Source organism: Planomonospora parontospora, from assembly GCA_014647935.1.
GTDB classification, from domain to species: Bacteria; Actinomycetota; Actinomycetes; order Streptosporangiales; family Streptosporangiaceae; genus Planomonospora; species Planomonospora parontospora.
The window spans coordinates 16,613-32,651 of record BMQD01000017.1 but is presented as its reverse complement, the minus strand read 5'-3'; the positions used below and the strand labels follow the sequence as shown (position 1 = coordinate 32,651).

Genomic DNA, 16,039 nt, shown 5'->3' with positions numbered 1-16,039 from the left:
ACACGGGGGCATGCGCAGCGTCCGTATCGGCGTCGACACCGGGGGCACGTTCACCGACGTGGTCATGGTGGACGAGCAGACCGGTGAGATCACCACCACCAAGACCCCCTCCACCCCGGCCGATCCGGCGGAGGGCTTCATGGCGGGCATCCGCAAGGTGCTCGGCCGGGCCGAGGGGGCGGCCGTCTCGGCGGTGGTGCACGGCACCACGGTCGCCACCAACCAGCTCCTCGAGGACCGCATCGCCGACCTCGGCTTCGTCACCACCGAGGGCTTCGAGTCCGTCCTGGAGATCGCCCGGCAGAGCGTCCCCGACGGTTACGGCAACTCCTACTTCTGGGTCAAGCCGCCCCGGATCGTCCCGGCGCACCGGGTCAGGACCGTCGGCGGGCGGCTGGACCACACCGGCGCCGAGGTCCGGCCGTTCGACACCGAGGGCGCCGTCGCCGCCGCCCGCTGGTTCCGGGAGCGGGGGATCACCGCGATCGGCGTGTGCTTCCTGCACTCCTACGCCGACCCCGTCCACGAGCTGCGCATGCGCGAGGTCCTGGAGCGCGAGCACCCCGAGGCGGTCGTCTCGATCTCCAGCGACGTGCTGCGCGAGTACCGCGAGTACGAGCGGTCGGTCACCACGCTCGTGGACGCCGCGGTCAAACCGACCATGCGCCGCTACCTGGCCCGCCTGTCCGAGCGCCTCGGCATGCCGTTCTCGGTGATGAAGAGCAACGGCGGCGTGCTCTCGGCCGCGGAGGTCGTGCACCAGCCGATCACCACCGTGCTCTCCGGACCGGCCGCGGGCGCGCTCGGCGCCGCGCTGGTCGCCTCCGCCGCCGGGCACCCGTCGGTGATCACGCTGGACGGCGGCGGCACCTCCACCGACGTCGCCGTCGTGCTCGACGGGGAGCCGTCGCTCACCACCGAGGGCGGCGTCGGCCGCTACCCGTGCCGGATCCCGATGATCGACGTCGTGACGGTGGGCGCGGGCGGCGGGTCGGTCGCCCGGACCTCCCCCGAGGGCGCGCTCAAGGTTGGCCCGGCCTCCGCCGGCGCCGATCCGGGACCCGTCTGCTACGGCCGGGGCGGCACCGAGGTCACCGTCACCGACGCGCACGTCTTCCTCGGCCGGGTCCCCGCGCACCTGCTCGGCGGGGAGGTCCCGCTCGACGCCGGGGCCGCCCGGCGGGCGGTGGAGACGCTGGCGGCGAAGCTCGGGCTGCCCCCGGAACGCACGGCGACCGGTGTCCTGGAGATCAGCGCCTTCAACCAGGCGAACGCCATCCGGCGGCTGACCGTCGAACGCGGCCTGGACGTGCGCGACTTCCCGATGGTGGCCTTCGGCGGCTCCGGACCGCTGCTGGTCTGCCGCCTGATCGACATCCTCGGCCTGCCGTCGGTGATCGTCCCGCCCGACCCCGGCAACGTCTCGGCGTTCGGCCTGCTCACCGTGGACGTCAAGAACGACTACGTGCGCACCTTCGTCACCCGCGACCTCCCCCTGGAGGCCGCCGCGGAGATCTTCGGGGAGCTGGAGGGCCGGGCGGCCGAGGCGCTGGCGCGCGAGGGCTTCACCGAGCCCGTCTTCGCGCGCAGCGCCGACCTGCGCTACTACGGCCAGGCCTACGAGGTCCGCGTGCCCGCCCCGGCCGGGCCGCCGGACGAGGCCTGGCGCGCCGAGGTGCTGGACCGCTTCCACGAGGCGCACCGCGCGCTCTACGGGTACGGCTACCGCGACGATCCCCGGCACGGCGTCGAATGGGTCAACCTCCGCGTCTCCGGGATCGGTCCCATCGCCCGCCCGGTGATCGCCGAACGCCCTCCGCGCGGCCCGCACGACCCGCCGCTCGCCCCGGCCGGCACCCGCCCCGTGCACTTCGACGACGACCGGGCCCCCGGGGAGCACGGCGGCAGGGACACCCCGATCTTCCGCCGCGCCGACCTGCGCCCCGGCGACGTGGTCCGCGGCCCCGCGGTGGTCGAGGAGTACGGTTCCACGCTCCCGGTGCACCCGGGTTTCACCGCCACGGCCGACGGCCGCGGCAACCTCGTGGTCCGCCGCGAGCCGAGCGAGAGGGCAGGGGCATGACGGCCGCCGACCCGGTGCTGGTGGAGATCGTCGAGGGCACGCTCGCCTCGGTGGAGCGGGAGGTCGAGACCGCGATCGCGCGCACCGCCCGCTCCCCGATGATCCGCGACGCGCACGACTTCCGCGCGGGCATCCACGACGTACGGCTGCGCAAGCTGACCGGCCGGTCCTACTCGGCGCTGGTCCAGCCGGTCGTCCGCGACTTCCCGGTGGCGGAGATGAACCCAGGCGACGTGTTCTTCCACAACGACGTCTACCTGTCGGAGGGCGGCATCGGCCACCTGCCGGACCTGTGCGTCACCGTCCCGGTCTTCCACGGCGGCGAGGTCGTCGCGTTCGTGCAGGCCTTCGGGCACCACGACGACATCGGCGGCGCCTGCCCGGGGTCGATGCCGTCCGGGGCGCGGAGCGTGTTCGAGGAGGGGCTGATGGTCCCGCCGATCAGGCTCTGGGACCGGGGCGTGCCCAACCGGGCCGCCCTGACCATCATGACGCGCAACTCCCGGACGCCCGACTCGCTCGCCGGCGACCTGGACGCCGAGTGCTCCGCCTGCCTGATGGGCGCGCGGCGGCTGGAGGAGCTGTTCGACCGCTACGGGCGCGAGGCCGTCGAGGACTGCTTCGAGGCGATCCTGGCCAAGACCACCGAGACGTTCCGGCGGGAGCTGCTGGCGAGGATCCCCGAGGGCGTGCACGTGTGGGAGGACTACGCCGAGCACGACGGGGTGGACGCGCCCCGGCTGCACGCCCAGCGCATCACCCTCACCGTCGACCACTCCGCCGACCGCCCCCTCGTCCTCGACTTCACCGGGACCTCTCCGCAGGCCAGGGGGCCGATCAACCACGCGGGCGACTACGCCGACGGGGTGTTCCTGAAGAAGTGGCTCGCCCCGATCCTGCGCAACCTCGCCGAGACGCCCGAGCGGATGGCCGAGCTCGACGTCAACGAGGGCGTCGTCCCGCTGATCGAGATGCGCTTCCCGGCCAAGGGCACGCTGCTCACCCCGGTCTTCCCCGCGCCGACCAACGCCCGCACGTTCGTGATCCTGCGGCTGCTGGGCGTGCTGGCCGGGGTGCTGGCCAAGGCCACCGGCGGGCGCATGCCCGCCGACCAGGAGACGATCCGCTACACCGGCGTGCACGGCACCGGCGCCGACGGCGCGCCGTACCTGATGCGGGAGGTCCTGGGCGGCGGCTCGGGCGGGCGCTGGTACGCCGACGGGGAGGACACGATCCACGTCGTGCCCGACTCGCGCAACATCCCGGTCGAGTTCGCCGAGTCCCGCTGGCCGCTGCGGGTCGAGCGCCTGGGCCTGGCCGTCGACTCCGGCGGCCCGGGGCTGCACCGGGGCGGTCTCGGCTACGACAAGCACGTCCGGATGCTCCGCGACGCCTCGTTCATGTCCGTCGCCGACCGCTCGATCCTGTCCTGCTGGGGGGTGAACGGCGGCCGGGCCGGCCGGCCGTTCACGGTGGAGATCGAGGGGCGGCCGATGGAGGGCCTGGTCGACGACGCACCGGTGCGCGCGGGCGAGGTGATCCGGATCCGCACCACCGGGGGAGGGGGCTGGGGCTGCCCGCTGGACCGCCCGGCCGAGGCGGTGGCCGCCGACGTCCGCGACGGCAAGGTCTCGGTCGAGGGCGCCCGCGACGACTACGGCGTGGTGCTGCACGGCCCGCCCGGCGACCCGCGCGTGGACGCCGGGGCCACCGAAATCCGCCGCGCCGGGCTGCGCGCCCTGCTCCCGGAGAAGGGGCCGTTCTTCGACCGGGGGCCGGGCTTCCCCACGCTGTCCGGTGGCCTGCCGTACGCGGAGGTGGACCTCCTGTGAGACCCGCCCGGCGGACCGCGCCGGGCAATCTGTTGATCTACACCGTAAAGACGGTAGCCCTTGACGGTCAGAAGCGGGACGCGGCCGCCGTAGGAAGTCTCCTCCGGCGGCCGCGGCCTCGGGGTCGGTGGTCGCGCCGTCAGGGGCGGTCGCCGGAGGTCGCGGCCCCGGGACCGCCGGCCGCCGCCTGCTCGTGCAGGGCGTCCCCTGCGTTCCCCGCGTCCCCGGCCTCCCAGCGCAGCAGGTCTCCCGGCTGGCAGTCCAGCGCCTCGCAGAGCGCCTCGAGCGTCGTGAAGCGCACCGCCTTGGCGCGGCCGTTCTTGAGCACCGCCAGGTTGGCGGGCGTGATCCCGACGCGGTCCGCGAGCTCGCCCACGGACATCTTCCGCCTGGCCAGCATCACGTCGATGTCGACGGTGATCGGCATCAGATCACCTCTTCCAGCTCGGCCTGCATCCGCGTCGCCTCGACGTCGCGCGCGACGGCCTGGGCGAGCAGCATCCGCAGCACGAGCACGACGAGCGCGACCCCCAGGACCGCCAGGCCGATCCCGCCGATCAGCAGGACGACGCCCGGGGGGACGGGGTCGCCCGGCGCCAGGACGACCCCGAGCGCGAACACCAGGAGGGAGGCCGCCGTGAACGCGCCGATCACGATGTCCACGTAGCGGAAGGCGGCATGCGAGAACACCGTCCCGCGCCGCACCATCGTCACCAGCCGCCACACGCAGACCAGGACGACCTGGGCGGCCACGACGCCCAGGAAGAAGATCGCGAGCAGCGGGGGGCGCAGGTAGGCGAACTCCGGGCGCAGCCCTTCCAGGTCGGAGGCGAGCAGCGGCACCATCACCGCCTGCACGAACACCGAACCCGCGAGCAGCGCCGCGAGCACGGCGCGCAGCGCGTGCACTGTCAGCTTTCCCATCGTCTCTCCCTCGATCGATCAACGATGTAAATCTATCGATAATCGATAGGGATGGCAATGGGGTCGGATGGCCGCCGAGGTGGAGATTCGGTGCAGATCCGCTGATCACCCGCTTGTCGCACACCGGTGCGGACCTCGAGTGGTGAATCCATCACACCGGGTCAATGGCCGGAGAGCGGTCAGTCGCCCTCCTCGGTGGACCGGTAGCCGGGGACGTCCTCGAGCCGGTGGTAGACGGGCAGGCCGCGTTCCCGGGCGATCCGGACGTCCTGGTCGGCCCCGGTGGACTCGCCGGGCAGCCGCAGCACCGCGTCGCAGTGCCGCAGCAGGCGTTCCGCGGTGGGGTACATGATCTGCTCGGCCACCGGGTCGGCCGGTCCGGTGCCGCCGGCGCCGCGCAGCACGGGGAGCGCGACCCACTCGCCGATCATGGGGACGTGGCCGCTGCGGAAGATCGGCCACGCCGCCTCCTCCAGCCGGGCCAGGTTGCGTGCCATCAGTTCGGGGTCGTCGTCGGTGCCCGAGCGGTAGGGGCCTGCGATCAGAATGAGCATGGTGCCGACCATATCGTGCAATAATCGGAAAAAACAAGGAGAAACGTGCATGCTTGCCGCTCAACGCCGTGACCTGCTGCTCGAACGCCTGCGTACGGACGGCCGGATCGTCGCCAAGGACCTCGCCGCCGAACTCGGCATGTCCGAGGACAGCATCCGCCGTGACCTGCGCGACCTCGCCGCGGCGGGTCTGTGCCAGCGGGTGTACGGCGGCGCACTGCCCGCGTCGCCTGCGACGGCCGACTACGCCGCACGCCGGGATGTCCAGGTGTCCGGCAAGCAGCGGGTGGCGGCCGCCGCGGCCGCGCTCGTCGGGCCGGGCAGCACAGTGATCATCGACGGCGGCACGACCGCCCTGGCCGTCGTGCACGCGCTCCCCCCCGACCTGCGGGCCACCGTCGTGACGCACAGCCCGACCGTGGCGAGCGCGCTGGCCGACCACCGGGACGTGGAGGTCTACCTGATCGGCGGGCGGCTGTTCAAGCACTCGATGGTCGCCTGCGGGGCCGCCGCGATGGAGGCCGCGCGGGGACTGAACGCCGACCTCTTCCTGCTCGGCGTGACCGGCGTCCACCCCGAGGCGGGGCTGACCACCGGCGACGCCGACGAGGCCGCGATGAAACGCGCCCTGGCGCGCCGGGCCGCCGACACCTACGTGCTGGCGAGCTCGGAGAAGATCGGTGCGGCCTCCCGGTTCGCGGTGCTGCCCCTGGCCGAGGTCGCCGGAGTGGTCACCGACGCGAGCGCGGACGATCCGACGGTGCGGGCGCTGGACGCGCCGGTCCTGCACGCCCCGTAGCGGCTCACCCGGGGGCGTCCGTCGAGCGGTCGCCGTCGTACTCGCGGAGAGTTTCGACCAGACGGTCGTCCCGGCGGTCAGCGGTGCCTGTGAGCGCCCGTGTCTCCGGCGGCCATGGCCAGCAGCACCAGTGCGTCATGCTCGGCGGTGCCGGGTGCCGCCTGGTAGACCAGCATCCGCTGGTCGCCGCCGGCGGCGGCCAGCACCTCGTTGGACAAGGTGAGCGAGCCGATCACCGGGTGCCGGAACGCGGTCTCGCCGCCGCGCTTGACCGCGACCTCGTGCCGGCGCCACAGCTCGGCGAACTCGCCGCTGGCCGAGGACAGCTCGGCGACCAGCGCGGCGGCCGGCTCCGGGGTGGTCAGCTCGGCCGTGTGCAGATGCGCGACGCCGTTGCGGGCCACCCGGTCCCAGTCGGCGAAAACCCTCTTCGCGGCCGGGTGCAGGAAGGTGTACCGGATCGCGTTGCGCCGTCCGGGCGGCCAGTCGCCGAGCCCGGACATCAGCGCCAGGCCCTCCGGGTTGGCGGCCAGCACGTCGTTGACCTCGCTGAGCACGTACGCCGGGCTGGGCCGGACCGACTCCAGCAGCAGCCGCAGGCCGGGGCGGACCGGCTGCGGGTCGGCGGCGCGGCGGCGCGGCGTCCGCCCGGCGGCGCGGTCGGCGAGGGCGAGCAGGTGGGCGTGCTCATCGTCGGTGAGCCGCAGGACCCTGGCCAGCGCGTCCAGCACCGAGTCGCTGGGCGCGGTCTCGCGGCCCTGCTCGATCCGGGTGTAGTAGTCCACGCTCACCCCGGCCAGCGCCGCCAGTTCCTCCCGGCGCAGGCCGGGGGTGCGGCGGGCGCGCGGCCCCGCGGGCAGCCCGACGTCGGCCGGGCCGATCCGCCCGCGCCGGATCCGGAGGAACTCCGCCATCGCGTTCATGTCTCCGAGTGTGCCACCGGGCGGTCCGCTCCTGGGTGGCCGTGCCGCACCCAGGTACCGCGCGGCCTTCCCGGCTCCCGGGGAGCGGCGGAGACTCGGGGCATGACCAACGTAATGATCATCGGTGGCGGCTCCGGGATGGGCCTGGCCCTGGCCCGGACCGTGCTCGCCGACGGGATGGACGTGACGATCGTCGGCCGGTCCGCGGACCGGCTCGCGGTAGCCCGGACGGAGCTGGAGCGGACCGGGCGGGGGCGGGTGGACACGGTGCCGGCGGACATCGGCCGGGAGGAGGACGTGGCCGGCCTGTTCGCCCGGGTGAAGCGGGTGGAGCACGTGGCCGTCACGGCGGCGGACGCGACGGGGGTGTACGGCCGGACCACCGGTGTGGCCACGGCGGCCGCCAGGACCATCGTGGACACCAAGCTGCTCGGTGCCTGGCTGGTCGGCAAGCACGGGGCCGGGCGGGTCACCGGGTCGATCACGTACACCTCGGGCATCAACGCCTACCGGCCGAACGGGTCGAACACGATCGTGGCCGCGGTCAACGGGGCGCTCGCCTCACTGGCGTACGGGCTGGCGGTCGAGCTGGCGCCCGTGCGGGTGAACGTGGTCTCCCCCGGGTGGGTGGACACCCCCATCTGGGACCAGCTCGGCATGGACAAGCAGGCGGCGTTCGCCGAGCTGGCCGGGCGGCTCCCCGCGCGGCGCATCGGCACTCCCGACGACATCGCCCAGGCATTCGTGTCGGTGATGCGCAACGGGTTCATCACCGGGACGGTGCTGCACGTCGACGGCGGCCACCGCCTCACCTGAACGGGCGAGGCCGCCGTCCGGGCGTCCGTCGACGTCCCCGGCCTTCCGGGCACCGCTGCGCGCCTCGCGGGCCGCGACCGGACGCGGGGTCATCCGGGTCCCCGGCGGGGCCTCTCCACCGGGGCTTCGGCGGGTGCGGTGACCGCGGCGAACTCCCCCGGGACCGCCGCGCCGTCGACCAGCAGGTCGGCGCGCTCGCGGGTGCGGTCGGCGGCGAACCACTCGTCCTCGGCACGCATCCAGGTCCGCCACTGCGGCTCCAGGTGCGCGCCGTCCCGGGCCAGGGCGCGGGCCAGCCGCAGCTCCCGCGGTGCCTCCACCCACACCGCGTAGGCGACCGGGGCCATGCGGCGGGCCGTGCTCACGCCCTCCAGCACCAGGACGGGCGCGACCGGCACGTCCACCCGCTCGGCGAACGCGCCCCGCGTCCAGTCGTAGCGCCGGTAGCCGCCGGCCCGGCCCGCCGCCAGCGGTCTGAGCACCTGCTCCTCGACGTGCTCGAACCAGGCGGCCGGCGGCTCGTCCCACGGCACCGGGAAGTCGTCGCTGTGCACCACCTGGGCGCCCAGCGCGCGGGCGAGCCGCCCGGCGAAGGTGGTCTTCCCCGAGCCGCCGGGCCCGTCCACCGCGACGATCCGCACCGGCCCGCACGACGGCGGCAGCACCCTGACCGCCGCGGCCAGGTCCGGGAAGGAGATCGTCACCGCCATTCCCCCATGGTGCCACCCGGCCGCGCGGGACCCGCGGGGAGAGTGCGGCCCGGCCGGGTGAGGAAGGCGGGGCGGGGAGCGGCGGGGAGCGTGCCGCAGGGCCGGGTGCGGACGGCGGGGCCGGGGCGGCGGGGGAGGAGACATGGAGGTTACCCGCGGGTATCGTTCCGCACGGGGACCTCGCGCGCCCGCCGTGCGCCCCCGTGCCTTTCCGGGCCCTGTTCGGCTAGGATCGGCGACTCTCACCCGGAGGTCGATCTTGCAGGGAGCCTTTGGCGACATCGTCGTCCTGGACCTGTCCCGCGCGCTGGCCGGGCCGCACGCCGCGCAGATGCTCGGCGACCTCGGCGCCAGAGTGATCAAGGTGGAGCACCCCGACGGGGGCGACGAGTCACGGGGCTGGGGCCCGCCCTTCGTCGGCCCCGAGGGTGACATCTCCACCTACTTCCTGGCCGCCAACCGCAACAAGCTCTCGATCGCGCTCGACCTCAAGTCCGCCGAGGGCCGGGACCTGGTCGAGCGCCTGGTACGGCAGAGCGACGTGCTGGTCGAGAACTTCCGGACCGGTGTCCTGGACCGGCTGGGCTTCTCCGTCGAGCGGCTGCACGAGCTCAACCCCCGCCTGGTCGTCCTGTCGATCACCGGGTTCGGCCACGACGGCCCCGAGGGCGGCCGGCCCGGCTACGACCAGATCGCCCAGGGCGAGGCCGGGCTGATGAGCCTCACCGGCCCGTCGTCCGCCGAGCCGTACCGGGTGGGCGCCTCGATCGCCGACCTGCTCGCGGGCATCCACGGCGCCTACGGCGTGGCCGCCGCCCTGTACGAGCGGACGCGCACCGGCCGGGGGAAGGTCGTGCGGACCTCGCTGCTGGCCGCGGTGACCGGCGTGCACTCCTACCACGGCACCGCCTGGACGGTCGGCGGCCGGGTGCCCGGAGCGGGCGGCAACCACCACGCCTCGATCGCTCCCTACGGCGCGTTCCGTTGCGCCGACGGCATGATCCAGATCGCGGTGGCCAACGAGGGGCAGTGGCGGAAGGTCGCCGCCCTGCTGGGCATCGATCCGGAGGACCCGCGGTACGCCGCGAACCGGGAGCGGTTCACGCACCGCGACGAGCTCATCGCCGACATGGAGAAGGCGCTCGCCGCCCGCGACCGCGGCCACTGGCTGGCCGCGCTCGGCGGGCTCGGCGTGCCCGCCGGGGCGATCCGCTCCATCGACGAGGTCTACGCCTGGGAGCAGACGCGCTCGCAGGGGCTCGTCGTGACGGTGGACCACCCGGTGCTCGGCCCCGTCGAGCTGCCCGGCCCCCCGCTCCGCTTCGACGGCGAGCCGCCCCGAGAGCACACCGCCCCGCCCGCCCTCGGCCAGCACGGTGACGAGGTGCTGGCCTGGCTCGAGGAGCGGGAGCGTTGAGGGCCCGCCGTACGGCGCGCGGCCGGATGCGGGGAGCGGGCGTCCACGGCGTGGGGCACGCGCGGGGAGCGGGCGTCCACGGCGTGGGGCACGCGCGGGGAGCGGGTGCCCGCGGCGCGGCGTACGAGAACGGAGCGCCGCGGTGAGACCGGGCCGGCCGGACGCGCGGGCCCTGATCGCGGCCGTCCTCGACCCCGGCACGTGGCGGTCGTGGGACTCCCCGCCCGCCGACCCCGCGGAGCCGGGGTCCGACTACGCGGCGGAGCTGGCGGCGGCGCGGGCCCGCTCGGGGTACGACGAGTCCGTCATCACCGGGGAGGGCCTGCTCGACGGGCGCAGGGTCGCGGTCGTCGCGTGCGAGTTCTCCTTCCTGGCCGGGTCGATCGGGCTGGCCGCGGCCGAGCGGCTCACCGCCGCGGTCGAGCGCGCCACCGCCGAGCGGCTCCCGCTGCTGGCCGCACCGGCCTCCGGGGGGACCCGGATGCAGGAGGGCGCACTGGCCTTCACCCAGATGGTGAAGATCACCGCCGCGGTGGCCGCGCACCGCGCCGCGGGCCTGCCGTACGTCGTCTACCTGCGCCACCCCACCACCGGCGGGGTGTTCGCCTCCTGGGGCTCCCTCGGGCACGTCACCGCGGCCGAGCCGGGCGCGCTGATCGGCTTCCTGGGGCCGAGGGTCTTCGAGTCGCTGCACGGCTACCCCTTCCCCGAGGGGGTGCAGGTCGCCGAGAACCTCTTCGCGCACGGACTGGTCGACGCCGTCGTCTCCGCCGAGGACGCCCGCCAGATCGCGATCCGGGCGCTGGCCGTGCTCTGCGCCCCGCGCGAGGGCCTGGACCCCGGGCCCGAACCGGACGGGAGCGTCCCGGCGGTCGGGGCGTGGGAGGCCATCACCCGCTCCCGGCGGGACGACCGGCCCGGCGTGCGGGAACTGCTGCGGTCCGGCGCCCGCGACGTCACCCCGCTCAACGGCACCGGCACCGGCGAGAACGACCCCGGCCTGCTGCTGGCCCTGGCCCGGTTCGGCGCGGCCCCCGCGGTCGTGCTCGGCCAGGACCGGTACCGCCAGCGGTCCGTGGCGCCGCTCGGCCCGGCCGGGCTCCGGGTGGCGCGGCGCGGCATGCGCCTGGCCTCGGACCTGGGCCTGCCGCTGGTCACCGTGATCGACACGGCCGGCGCCGCGCTGTCGAAGGCGGCCGAGGAGGGCGGTCTGGCCGCCGAGATCGCCCGCTGCCTGGCCGACCTGGTGATGCTCGACGCCCCGACGGTCTGCCTGCTGCTCGGCGAGGGCGCGGGCGGCGCGGCCCTCGCGCTGCTGCCGGCGGACCGCGTGCTGGCCGCCCAGCACGCCTGGCTCTCCCCGCTTCCTCCGGAGGGGGCCTCGGCGATCCTCTACCGGAGCGTGGACTTCGCCCCGGAGATCGCCGCCGCCCAGGGCGTGAGATCCACCGACCTGCGCCGGGACGGCATCGTGGACCGGATCGTCCCGGAGTCGCCCGACGCCGCCTACGAGCCGGAGGAGTTCTGCCGCCGGGTGGGCGCCGTGCTGGAGTACGAGATCGCCCGCCTGCTGGGCGGGGACCCGGCCGACCGGCTCACCGCCCGGCTCGCCCGCTACCGCCGGCTCGGGCTGTAGTAGGGCACGGGGTCGCGAGGTGAGACGCCGGCCGACGGCCCCCTCTCCGTGCCCCGGCCCGCGTGCTCACCGCCGCCGACTCGGGCTGTAGCGGGCCGGTCGGGCGGGGACTACGGTTCGGACTTGGCCGGGGTGAGCGGGACCGGGACGCGTTCGATCCGGACCGAGACGACCTCGTCGCGGGGGACCACCACCTCGTAGGCGCCGTGGTCGACCATCCAGTAGCCCAGCGCCTCGGCCTTCAGCCCGCTGTGCCCGGTGTAGGCGATGTGCAGGCTCTCCTCGCCGTTCTCCTCCGTGGCGTCCAGGACCAGGCACGGCTCGCCGCCGAACGCGCCCACCGTGCGGACCAGCACCAGCCACTCGAGGTCCTCGCGGGCGACCGCGGCCCGCCAGTAGCCCCGGGCGGGCTCGAAGCCGTCGGCGGCCTCCTCGCTGAACAGCACGACCTCGCCCGCGTCCGGGCCCAGGGCCGCCGCGTAGGTGCGTTCCCGGTAGCGGGCGACGAAGCCCGACGCCACCGGCTCGATCTCCGCGCTCATGGGGCGGGCCGCCAGGTGAGGCCGTCGTAGAGGGCGAAGGGCCGCTCCTCCCGGTCGATGGTCACGTGGATGATCTCTGCCCCCGGGGGGATCGGCATCGGCATGGTGTGGAACTGCGGCACGACGTGCTCGCGCGAGGTGGTGAAGCCGTTCCCGGCGAACGGCGGTGAATCGTTCCAGTCACCGCCCATGTGCGGGCCGTACGGCACGACGTAGGTGTCCACGTCCCGGGCGAACCACCGCAGGATGTACAGCTCGGGCACGGTGACGGCCAGCTCCGAGCCGTCGAAGCCCAGGTCGAGGCCCATGAAGAGCTGCGCGGGGGTGGTCAGCCGGACGCAGTCCTGCACCCGGTAGACGTACCCCGAGATCACGGTCCGCTGACCGGCCAGGTAGGGCACGAGCAACCGGGGCGGGATGACCTTCTGCATCTGCGTTCTGCGTCCAGGTGGCTCACTCACGGATGGCATTTTACGATCTCTTGACGGGGAGCCGCCGGTGTTCGAGGCACGGGAGGGCATTGCGGGTGACAATCGTGACCTGAGGGTCCAGAACGCACGTCTGCACGGCGGGGGTCGGGCCCAGGTCGGCGCGGACCACGCCCATCGGGTCGACCAGCAGGCTCCGGCCGATGCCAAAGCCGTCGGCGGCCTCCGGGTTCGGCGCCTGGCCCACGGCCGCGGTCCAGGTGGTGTTCTCGATCGCGCGGGCCCGCACCAGGGTCGTCCAGTGCTCCTCCTTCATCGGCCCCGACCCCCACGCGGCGATCACCGCGAACAGGTCGGCCCCGAGGTCCGCCAGCGCCCGGGTCAGCTCGGGGAAGCGAAGGTCGTAGCAGGTGACCAGGCCGACCCGGAGCCCGGCCAGCTCCACGACCACCGGCTCGTCGCCCGGCTCGACCAGCTCGGACTCGCGCGCGCCGAAGGAGTCGAACAGGTGGATCTTGCGGTAGGCGGCCTTCAGCTCCCCGTCGGGGCCGACGGCCACCGCGGTGTTGCGCACCCGGCGCGCGCGCCCGTCCCCGGCGATGGGCCCGGCACCCGGCTCTGTGCCCGGCTCTGTGCCTGAATCCGCGCCCGGATCCGCGCCTGACTCGAACACCCCGGCGATCACGGACAGGCCGCAGGCGCGGGCGGACTCGGCCAGCCCGGTGACGAACGGCCCGTCCAGCGGCTCGGCCAGCTCCGTGATGCGCCGGCCGTACCGGGTGAGCGTGGCCTCGGGGAGGATCGCCAGCTCCGCGCCGTCGGCGGCGGCCCGCTCCATGGAGCGGCGGACCTGGTCGAGGTTGGCGGAGGGGTCGGTGGAGACCGGGATCTGGCACAGGGCGATGCGGGTCACCGGAACCTCCGGAGGAAGCCCGGTCCTTTAGGGCCGGGAGGAATCCGGACCCCGTCAGGGGTGGCCCGCCGGAGGCGGGACAGCCTCGGGCGCGGAGCGTCCGTCATCGTTCAGTCCTTTCTCAATGAGATGCAGCATCTGCGCGTTGGCGGACCGGTGGTCGGCTTCCGCCGCTGCGGTGAGGCGGGAGTACAGGTCGTCGGGAATGCGCAACGTAAAACGAATCATGACGGCATTCTAATGGTAGGATGCCGTCATGTCCCGGTACCGGCTCTCCCCGACACCCGCCCAGGAGGCGGCACTGTCGGAGCACTGCGCGCACGCCAGGCTCGTGTGGAACCTCGCCGTCGAGCAGCACGCGCACTGGAAACCGGGCCGCAAGAGCGCACCGGGATTCGCCGAGCAGTGCCGACAGCTCACCGAAGCCCGCGCCGCCTTCGACTGGCTGCGTGCCGGATCGATCATCGTGCAGCAGCAGGCCCTCAAAGACTTCGCCCAGGCCATGGCGAACTTCTTCGGCGGCACCCACCGGCGCCCGGCCTGGCGCAAACGGGGCCGCGCCGAAGGGTTCCGCATCGTCGCCGTCGGACCCGGTGACGTACGCCGCCTGTCGCGCAACGTCGGCGAGGTGAGGATCCCGAAGGTCGGGTGGGTGCGGTTCCGCTGGTCGCGGGCCGTCCCCGGCGGGGTGAAGTCGTTCCGGGTGACGTGCGACCGCGCGGGCCGCTGGCATGTCGCGTTCGCTGCGATCCCCGCGCCGATCTCCGCACCGGGCACCGGTGAGATCGTCGGCGTGGACCGGGGCGTGGCCGTCTCGGCGGCCGTCTCCACCGGGGAGCTGCTGAACGTGCCCGGCCTGCGCGAGTCTGAGGAGAAGCGGCTGGTGCGGCTCCAGCGCAGGCTGGCCCGCGCCCGGCGCGGCTCCAACCGGCGAGCGAAGGTGAAGGCCGCCCTCGCCCGGCTGAAGGCCCGCCAGACCGACCGGCGCAAGGACTGGGTGGAGAAGACCTCCACCGAGCTGGCCCGCCGCTTCGACGTCATCGCCGTCGAGGACCTGAAGGTCCGCGACATGACCCGGTCGGCGTCCGGCACCATCGACGCGCCCGGCGTCAACGTCCGGGCCAAGGCCGGGCTGAACCGGGGCATCCTCGCCAACGGGTGGGGACGGCTCGTGGCCCGTCTGGAGCACAAGGCTCCCGGCCGGGTCGTCAAGGTCGACCCCGCGTACACGTCGCAGACCTGCAACGCCTGCGGGCGCCGCGCCGCCGAATCGAGAGAGAGCCAATCTCGATTCCGCTGCGTCGCCTGCGGGCACCAGGCCAACGCCGATGTGAACGCGGCCTGCAACATCCGAGATACCGCCCCAGGGCGTGGGGTGGCTGCGCGGGGAGGCTCCGGGTTGCCGGGGCCTGCGAACCGCGAACCTCAACCTGAACTCCTCCGCTCTGCGTAGGGGAAAGGGTTGGAATCCCCCTCCCTTCAGGAGGGGGAGGACGTCAAGGCTCCGACCCTATCCGGCGGTTAGGGACCCGTTCCATCCACGTCAGGCACCGCCACCCCCACTCCAGCGGGCCGTACCGGAACCGGGCCAGCCACCAGCGGCTGAAGGCGGTCTGGGCGGCCAGCACGGCCGCCGCCAGCGCCACTCCCGACAGCCGGGTCGGGTCGGCGGTCAGCGGCGGCAGCGCCAGCAGGATGACCGGGGTGCTCATCAGGTAGTTCGTCAGCGCCATCCGGCCGAGCGGGTTGAGGACGGCCGTGAGGGGACCGCGCAGCCGGGTGCGCAGGAGCAGCAGCAGCCCGGTGCAGTAGGCCGTCGCGCAGGCCAGCCCGGCGGCGGTGTAGAGGCCCGGCAGGTACGTGCCGTTCCACAGCAGGACGAGCCCCCCGCCCGCCGCCGCGCTCACCAGGAAGACGGGGAGCAGCAGGCGCTCGGGCGGGCGGTACTCCATCAGGGCCGCCCCGATCAGGAACAGCCCCGGGATGAGGGTGACCACGAACACCCCGCCGGCGACGAACCCGCCGCCGAGGTAGGTCGCCCACGCCGTCACGGCGACCCCCGCCAGCAGCACCGCCCAGCGTGGCAGGAACGAGGCGGGCAGCAGCACCAGCATCCCGAAGAGCGCGTACGGCAGCAGCACCTCGCCGGGGTTGACCGCCCAGTGCACGGCGCCGAGGCAGGCCAGTACGGCCAGGCGGCGCAGCAGCGCCAGGCGGGGGCGCGGGGTCCGTCCGGCGGCGGAGCGAAGGAACAGCACGAAGCTCAGGCCGAACAGGAACGAGAAGATCGGGTAGAACCGGCCCTGGAGCAGGTTCTCCACCGCCCAGTCGACGGGGGTCCGCCCCGGGTCCTCCAGGTGGCCGCGGGTGTGCTGCCAGGTGTTGACCACCATGATCCCGCAGATGGCGAAACCGCGGAGCGCGTCCAGCTCGTGAAGCCTGCGTGTCACCCGGATCACCTT

Annotated in this window: 17 protein-coding genes; 7 read left to right on the top strand and 10 right to left on the bottom strand. The window is 74.2% G+C overall.

All coding sequences use genetic code 11. The annotated features are described in order from the left end of the window. Positions 1–10: 10 nt before the first annotated feature. Both IEZ07_RS24640 and IEZ07_RS24635 read left to right on the top strand, forming a co-directional pair. A complete protein-coding gene (locus IEZ07_RS24640) occupies positions 11–2,083 on the top strand; it encodes a hydantoinase/oxoprolinase family protein (RefSeq protein ID WP_191896928.1) in 2,073 nt (690 codons plus the stop codon). Continuing rightward, a complete protein-coding gene (locus IEZ07_RS24635) occupies positions 2,080–3,915 on the top strand; it encodes a hydantoinase B/oxoprolinase family protein (protein ID WP_191896927.1) in 1,836 nt (611 codons plus the stop codon). Before IEZ07_RS24640 ends, IEZ07_RS24635 begins: the two co-directional genes overlap by 4 nt. A gap of 139 nt (positions 3,916–4,054) precedes the next feature. Here IEZ07_RS24635 and IEZ07_RS24630 read toward each other — a convergent pair whose 3' ends face one another. The 3 genes from IEZ07_RS24630 to IEZ07_RS24620 form a co-directional block, all read right to left on the bottom strand. Continuing rightward, positions 4,055–4,342, bottom strand: a complete 288-nt coding sequence (locus tag IEZ07_RS24630; RefSeq protein WP_191896926.1) for a helix-turn-helix domain-containing protein — start codon at positions 4,340–4,342, stop codon at positions 4,055–4,057. Continuing rightward, positions 4,342–4,839: a DUF2975 domain-containing protein gene (locus tag IEZ07_RS24625; RefSeq protein ID WP_191896925.1), complete on the bottom strand. Its 498-nt coding sequence runs from the start codon at positions 4,837–4,839 to the stop codon at positions 4,342–4,344. Before IEZ07_RS24625 ends, IEZ07_RS24630 begins: the two co-directional genes overlap by 1 nt. A 179-nt stretch (positions 4,840–5,018) precedes the next feature. Next, positions 5,019–5,393 (bottom strand): DUF4406 domain-containing protein, encoded by a 375-nt coding sequence (locus IEZ07_RS24620; protein WP_191896924.1) that lies wholly within the window; start codon positions 5,391–5,393, stop codon positions 5,019–5,021. A 49-nt stretch (positions 5,394–5,442) separates the two neighbouring features. Here IEZ07_RS24620 and IEZ07_RS24615 point away from each other — a divergent pair, with 49 nt between their 5' ends. Beyond that, positions 5,443–6,192, top strand: coding sequence for a DeoR/GlpR family DNA-binding transcription regulator (locus tag IEZ07_RS24615; RefSeq protein ID WP_191896923.1), 750 nt, complete (start codon positions 5,443–5,445; stop codon positions 6,190–6,192). A 77-nt stretch (positions 6,193–6,269) separates the two neighbouring features. On the opposite strand, the gene IEZ07_RS24610 is transcribed toward IEZ07_RS24615, so the two are convergent. Next, positions 6,270–7,115: a helix-turn-helix domain-containing protein gene (locus IEZ07_RS24610; RefSeq protein WP_204054533.1), complete on the bottom strand. Its 846-nt coding sequence runs from the start codon at positions 7,113–7,115 to the stop codon at positions 6,270–6,272. Positions 7,116–7,217: 102 nt separating this feature from the next. On the opposite strand from IEZ07_RS24610, the gene IEZ07_RS24605 reads away from it, so the two are divergent. Continuing rightward, positions 7,218–7,931, top strand: coding sequence for an SDR family oxidoreductase (locus IEZ07_RS24605; RefSeq protein ID WP_204054532.1), 714 nt, complete (start codon positions 7,218–7,220; stop codon positions 7,929–7,931). An 89-nt stretch (positions 7,932–8,020) separates the two neighbouring features. On the opposite strand, the gene IEZ07_RS24600 is transcribed toward IEZ07_RS24605, so the two are convergent. Beyond that, positions 8,021–8,641: a uridine kinase family protein gene (locus IEZ07_RS24600; RefSeq protein ID WP_191896922.1), complete on the bottom strand. Its 621-nt coding sequence runs from the start codon at positions 8,639–8,641 to the stop codon at positions 8,021–8,023. A 259-nt stretch (positions 8,642–8,900) separates the two neighbouring features. On the opposite strand from IEZ07_RS24600, the gene IEZ07_RS24595 reads away from it, so the two are divergent. After that, positions 8,901–10,058 (top strand): CaiB/BaiF CoA transferase family protein, encoded by a 1,158-nt coding sequence (locus IEZ07_RS24595; protein WP_239320396.1) that lies wholly within the window; start codon positions 8,901–8,903, stop codon positions 10,056–10,058. A gap of 142 nt (positions 10,059–10,200) precedes the next feature. Beyond that, positions 10,201–11,694 carry a carboxyl transferase domain-containing protein gene (locus IEZ07_RS24590; RefSeq protein ID WP_191896920.1) on the top strand — a complete coding sequence of 498 codons (1,494 nt, stop codon included), beginning with the start codon at positions 10,201–10,203 and terminating at the stop codon, positions 11,692–11,694. A gap of 110 nt (positions 11,695–11,804) precedes the next feature. On the opposite strand, the gene IEZ07_RS24585 is transcribed toward IEZ07_RS24590, so the two are convergent. From IEZ07_RS24585 to IEZ07_RS24570, 4 genes are read right to left on the bottom strand one after another with little or no spacing between them, the layout of a single operon-like run. After that, positions 11,805–12,236, bottom strand: a complete 432-nt coding sequence (locus IEZ07_RS24585) for a UCP033725 family protein (protein WP_191896919.1) — start codon at positions 12,234–12,236, stop codon at positions 11,805–11,807. Further along, positions 12,233–12,697: a hypothetical protein gene (locus IEZ07_RS24580; RefSeq protein ID WP_231647246.1), complete on the bottom strand. Its 465-nt coding sequence runs from the start codon at positions 12,695–12,697 to the stop codon at positions 12,233–12,235. The genes IEZ07_RS24585 and IEZ07_RS24580 overlap by 4 nt, the downstream gene beginning before the upstream one ends. A 10-nt stretch (positions 12,698–12,707) precedes the next feature. Next, positions 12,708–13,577 carry a carbon-nitrogen hydrolase family protein gene (locus tag IEZ07_RS24575; protein WP_191896918.1) on the bottom strand — a complete coding sequence of 290 codons (870 nt, stop codon included), beginning with the start codon at positions 13,575–13,577 and terminating at the stop codon, positions 12,708–12,710. Positions 13,578–13,631: 54 nt separating this feature from the next. Continuing rightward, a complete protein-coding gene (locus IEZ07_RS24570) occupies positions 13,632–13,805 on the bottom strand; it encodes an Arc family DNA-binding protein (RefSeq protein ID WP_191896917.1) in 174 nt (57 codons plus the stop codon). Between the two features lie 28 nt (positions 13,806–13,833). Here IEZ07_RS24570 and IEZ07_RS24565 point away from each other — a divergent pair, with 28 nt between their 5' ends. Next, positions 13,834–15,030: an RNA-guided endonuclease InsQ/TnpB family protein gene (locus IEZ07_RS24565; RefSeq protein ID WP_191896916.1), complete on the top strand. Its 1,197-nt coding sequence runs from the start codon at positions 13,834–13,836 to the stop codon at positions 15,028–15,030. Between the two features lie 43 nt (positions 15,031–15,073). Here the strand turns inward: IEZ07_RS24565 and IEZ07_RS24560 are convergent, their stop codons facing one another. Next, positions 15,074–16,027, bottom strand: coding sequence for a DUF418 domain-containing protein (locus IEZ07_RS24560; RefSeq protein WP_239320394.1), 954 nt, complete (start codon positions 16,025–16,027; stop codon positions 15,074–15,076). Positions 16,028–16,039: the final 12 nt, after the last annotated feature.

What these genes read in the sequence shown, in the direction of transcription:
- IEZ07_RS24640 (WP_191896928.1), top strand. Translation starts at nt 11, where the DNA reads ATGCGCAGCGTCCGTATCGGCGTCGACACCGGGGGCACGTTCACCGAC.
- IEZ07_RS24585 (WP_191896919.1), bottom strand. Translation starts at nt 12,236, where the DNA reads ATGAGCGCGGAGATCGAGCCGGTGGCGTCGGGCTTCGTCGCCCGCTAC.
- IEZ07_RS24630 (WP_191896926.1), bottom strand. Translation starts at nt 4,342, where the DNA reads ATGCCGATCACCGTCGACATCGACGTGATGCTGGCCAGGCGGAAGATG.
- IEZ07_RS24635 (WP_191896927.1), top strand. Translation starts at nt 2,080, where the DNA reads ATGACGGCCGCCGACCCGGTGCTGGTGGAGATCGTCGAGGGCACGCTC.
- IEZ07_RS24615 (WP_191896923.1), top strand. Translation starts at nt 5,443, where the DNA reads ATGCTTGCCGCTCAACGCCGTGACCTGCTGCTCGAACGCCTGCGTACG.
- IEZ07_RS24625 (WP_191896925.1), bottom strand. Translation starts at nt 4,839, where the DNA reads ATGGGAAAGCTGACAGTGCACGCGCTGCGCGCCGTGCTCGCGGCGCTG.
- IEZ07_RS24565 (WP_191896916.1), top strand. Translation starts at nt 13,834, where the DNA reads ATGTCCCGGTACCGGCTCTCCCCGACACCCGCCCAGGAGGCGGCACTG.
- IEZ07_RS24620 (WP_191896924.1), bottom strand. Translation starts at nt 5,393, where the DNA reads ATGCTCATTCTGATCGCAGGCCCCTACCGCTCGGGCACCGACGACGAC.
- IEZ07_RS24605 (WP_204054532.1), top strand. Translation starts at nt 7,218, where the DNA reads ATGACCAACGTAATGATCATCGGTGGCGGCTCCGGGATGGGCCTGGCC.
- IEZ07_RS24600 (WP_191896922.1), bottom strand. Translation starts at nt 8,641, where the DNA reads ATGGCGGTGACGATCTCCTTCCCGGACCTGGCCGCGGCGGTCAGGGTG.
- IEZ07_RS24610 (WP_204054533.1), bottom strand. Translation starts at nt 7,115, where the DNA reads ATGAACGCGATGGCGGAGTTCCTCCGGATCCGGCGCGGGCGGATCGGC.
- IEZ07_RS24570 (WP_191896917.1), bottom strand. Translation starts at nt 13,805, where the DNA reads ATGATTCGTTTTACGTTGCGCATTCCCGACGACCTGTACTCCCGCCTC.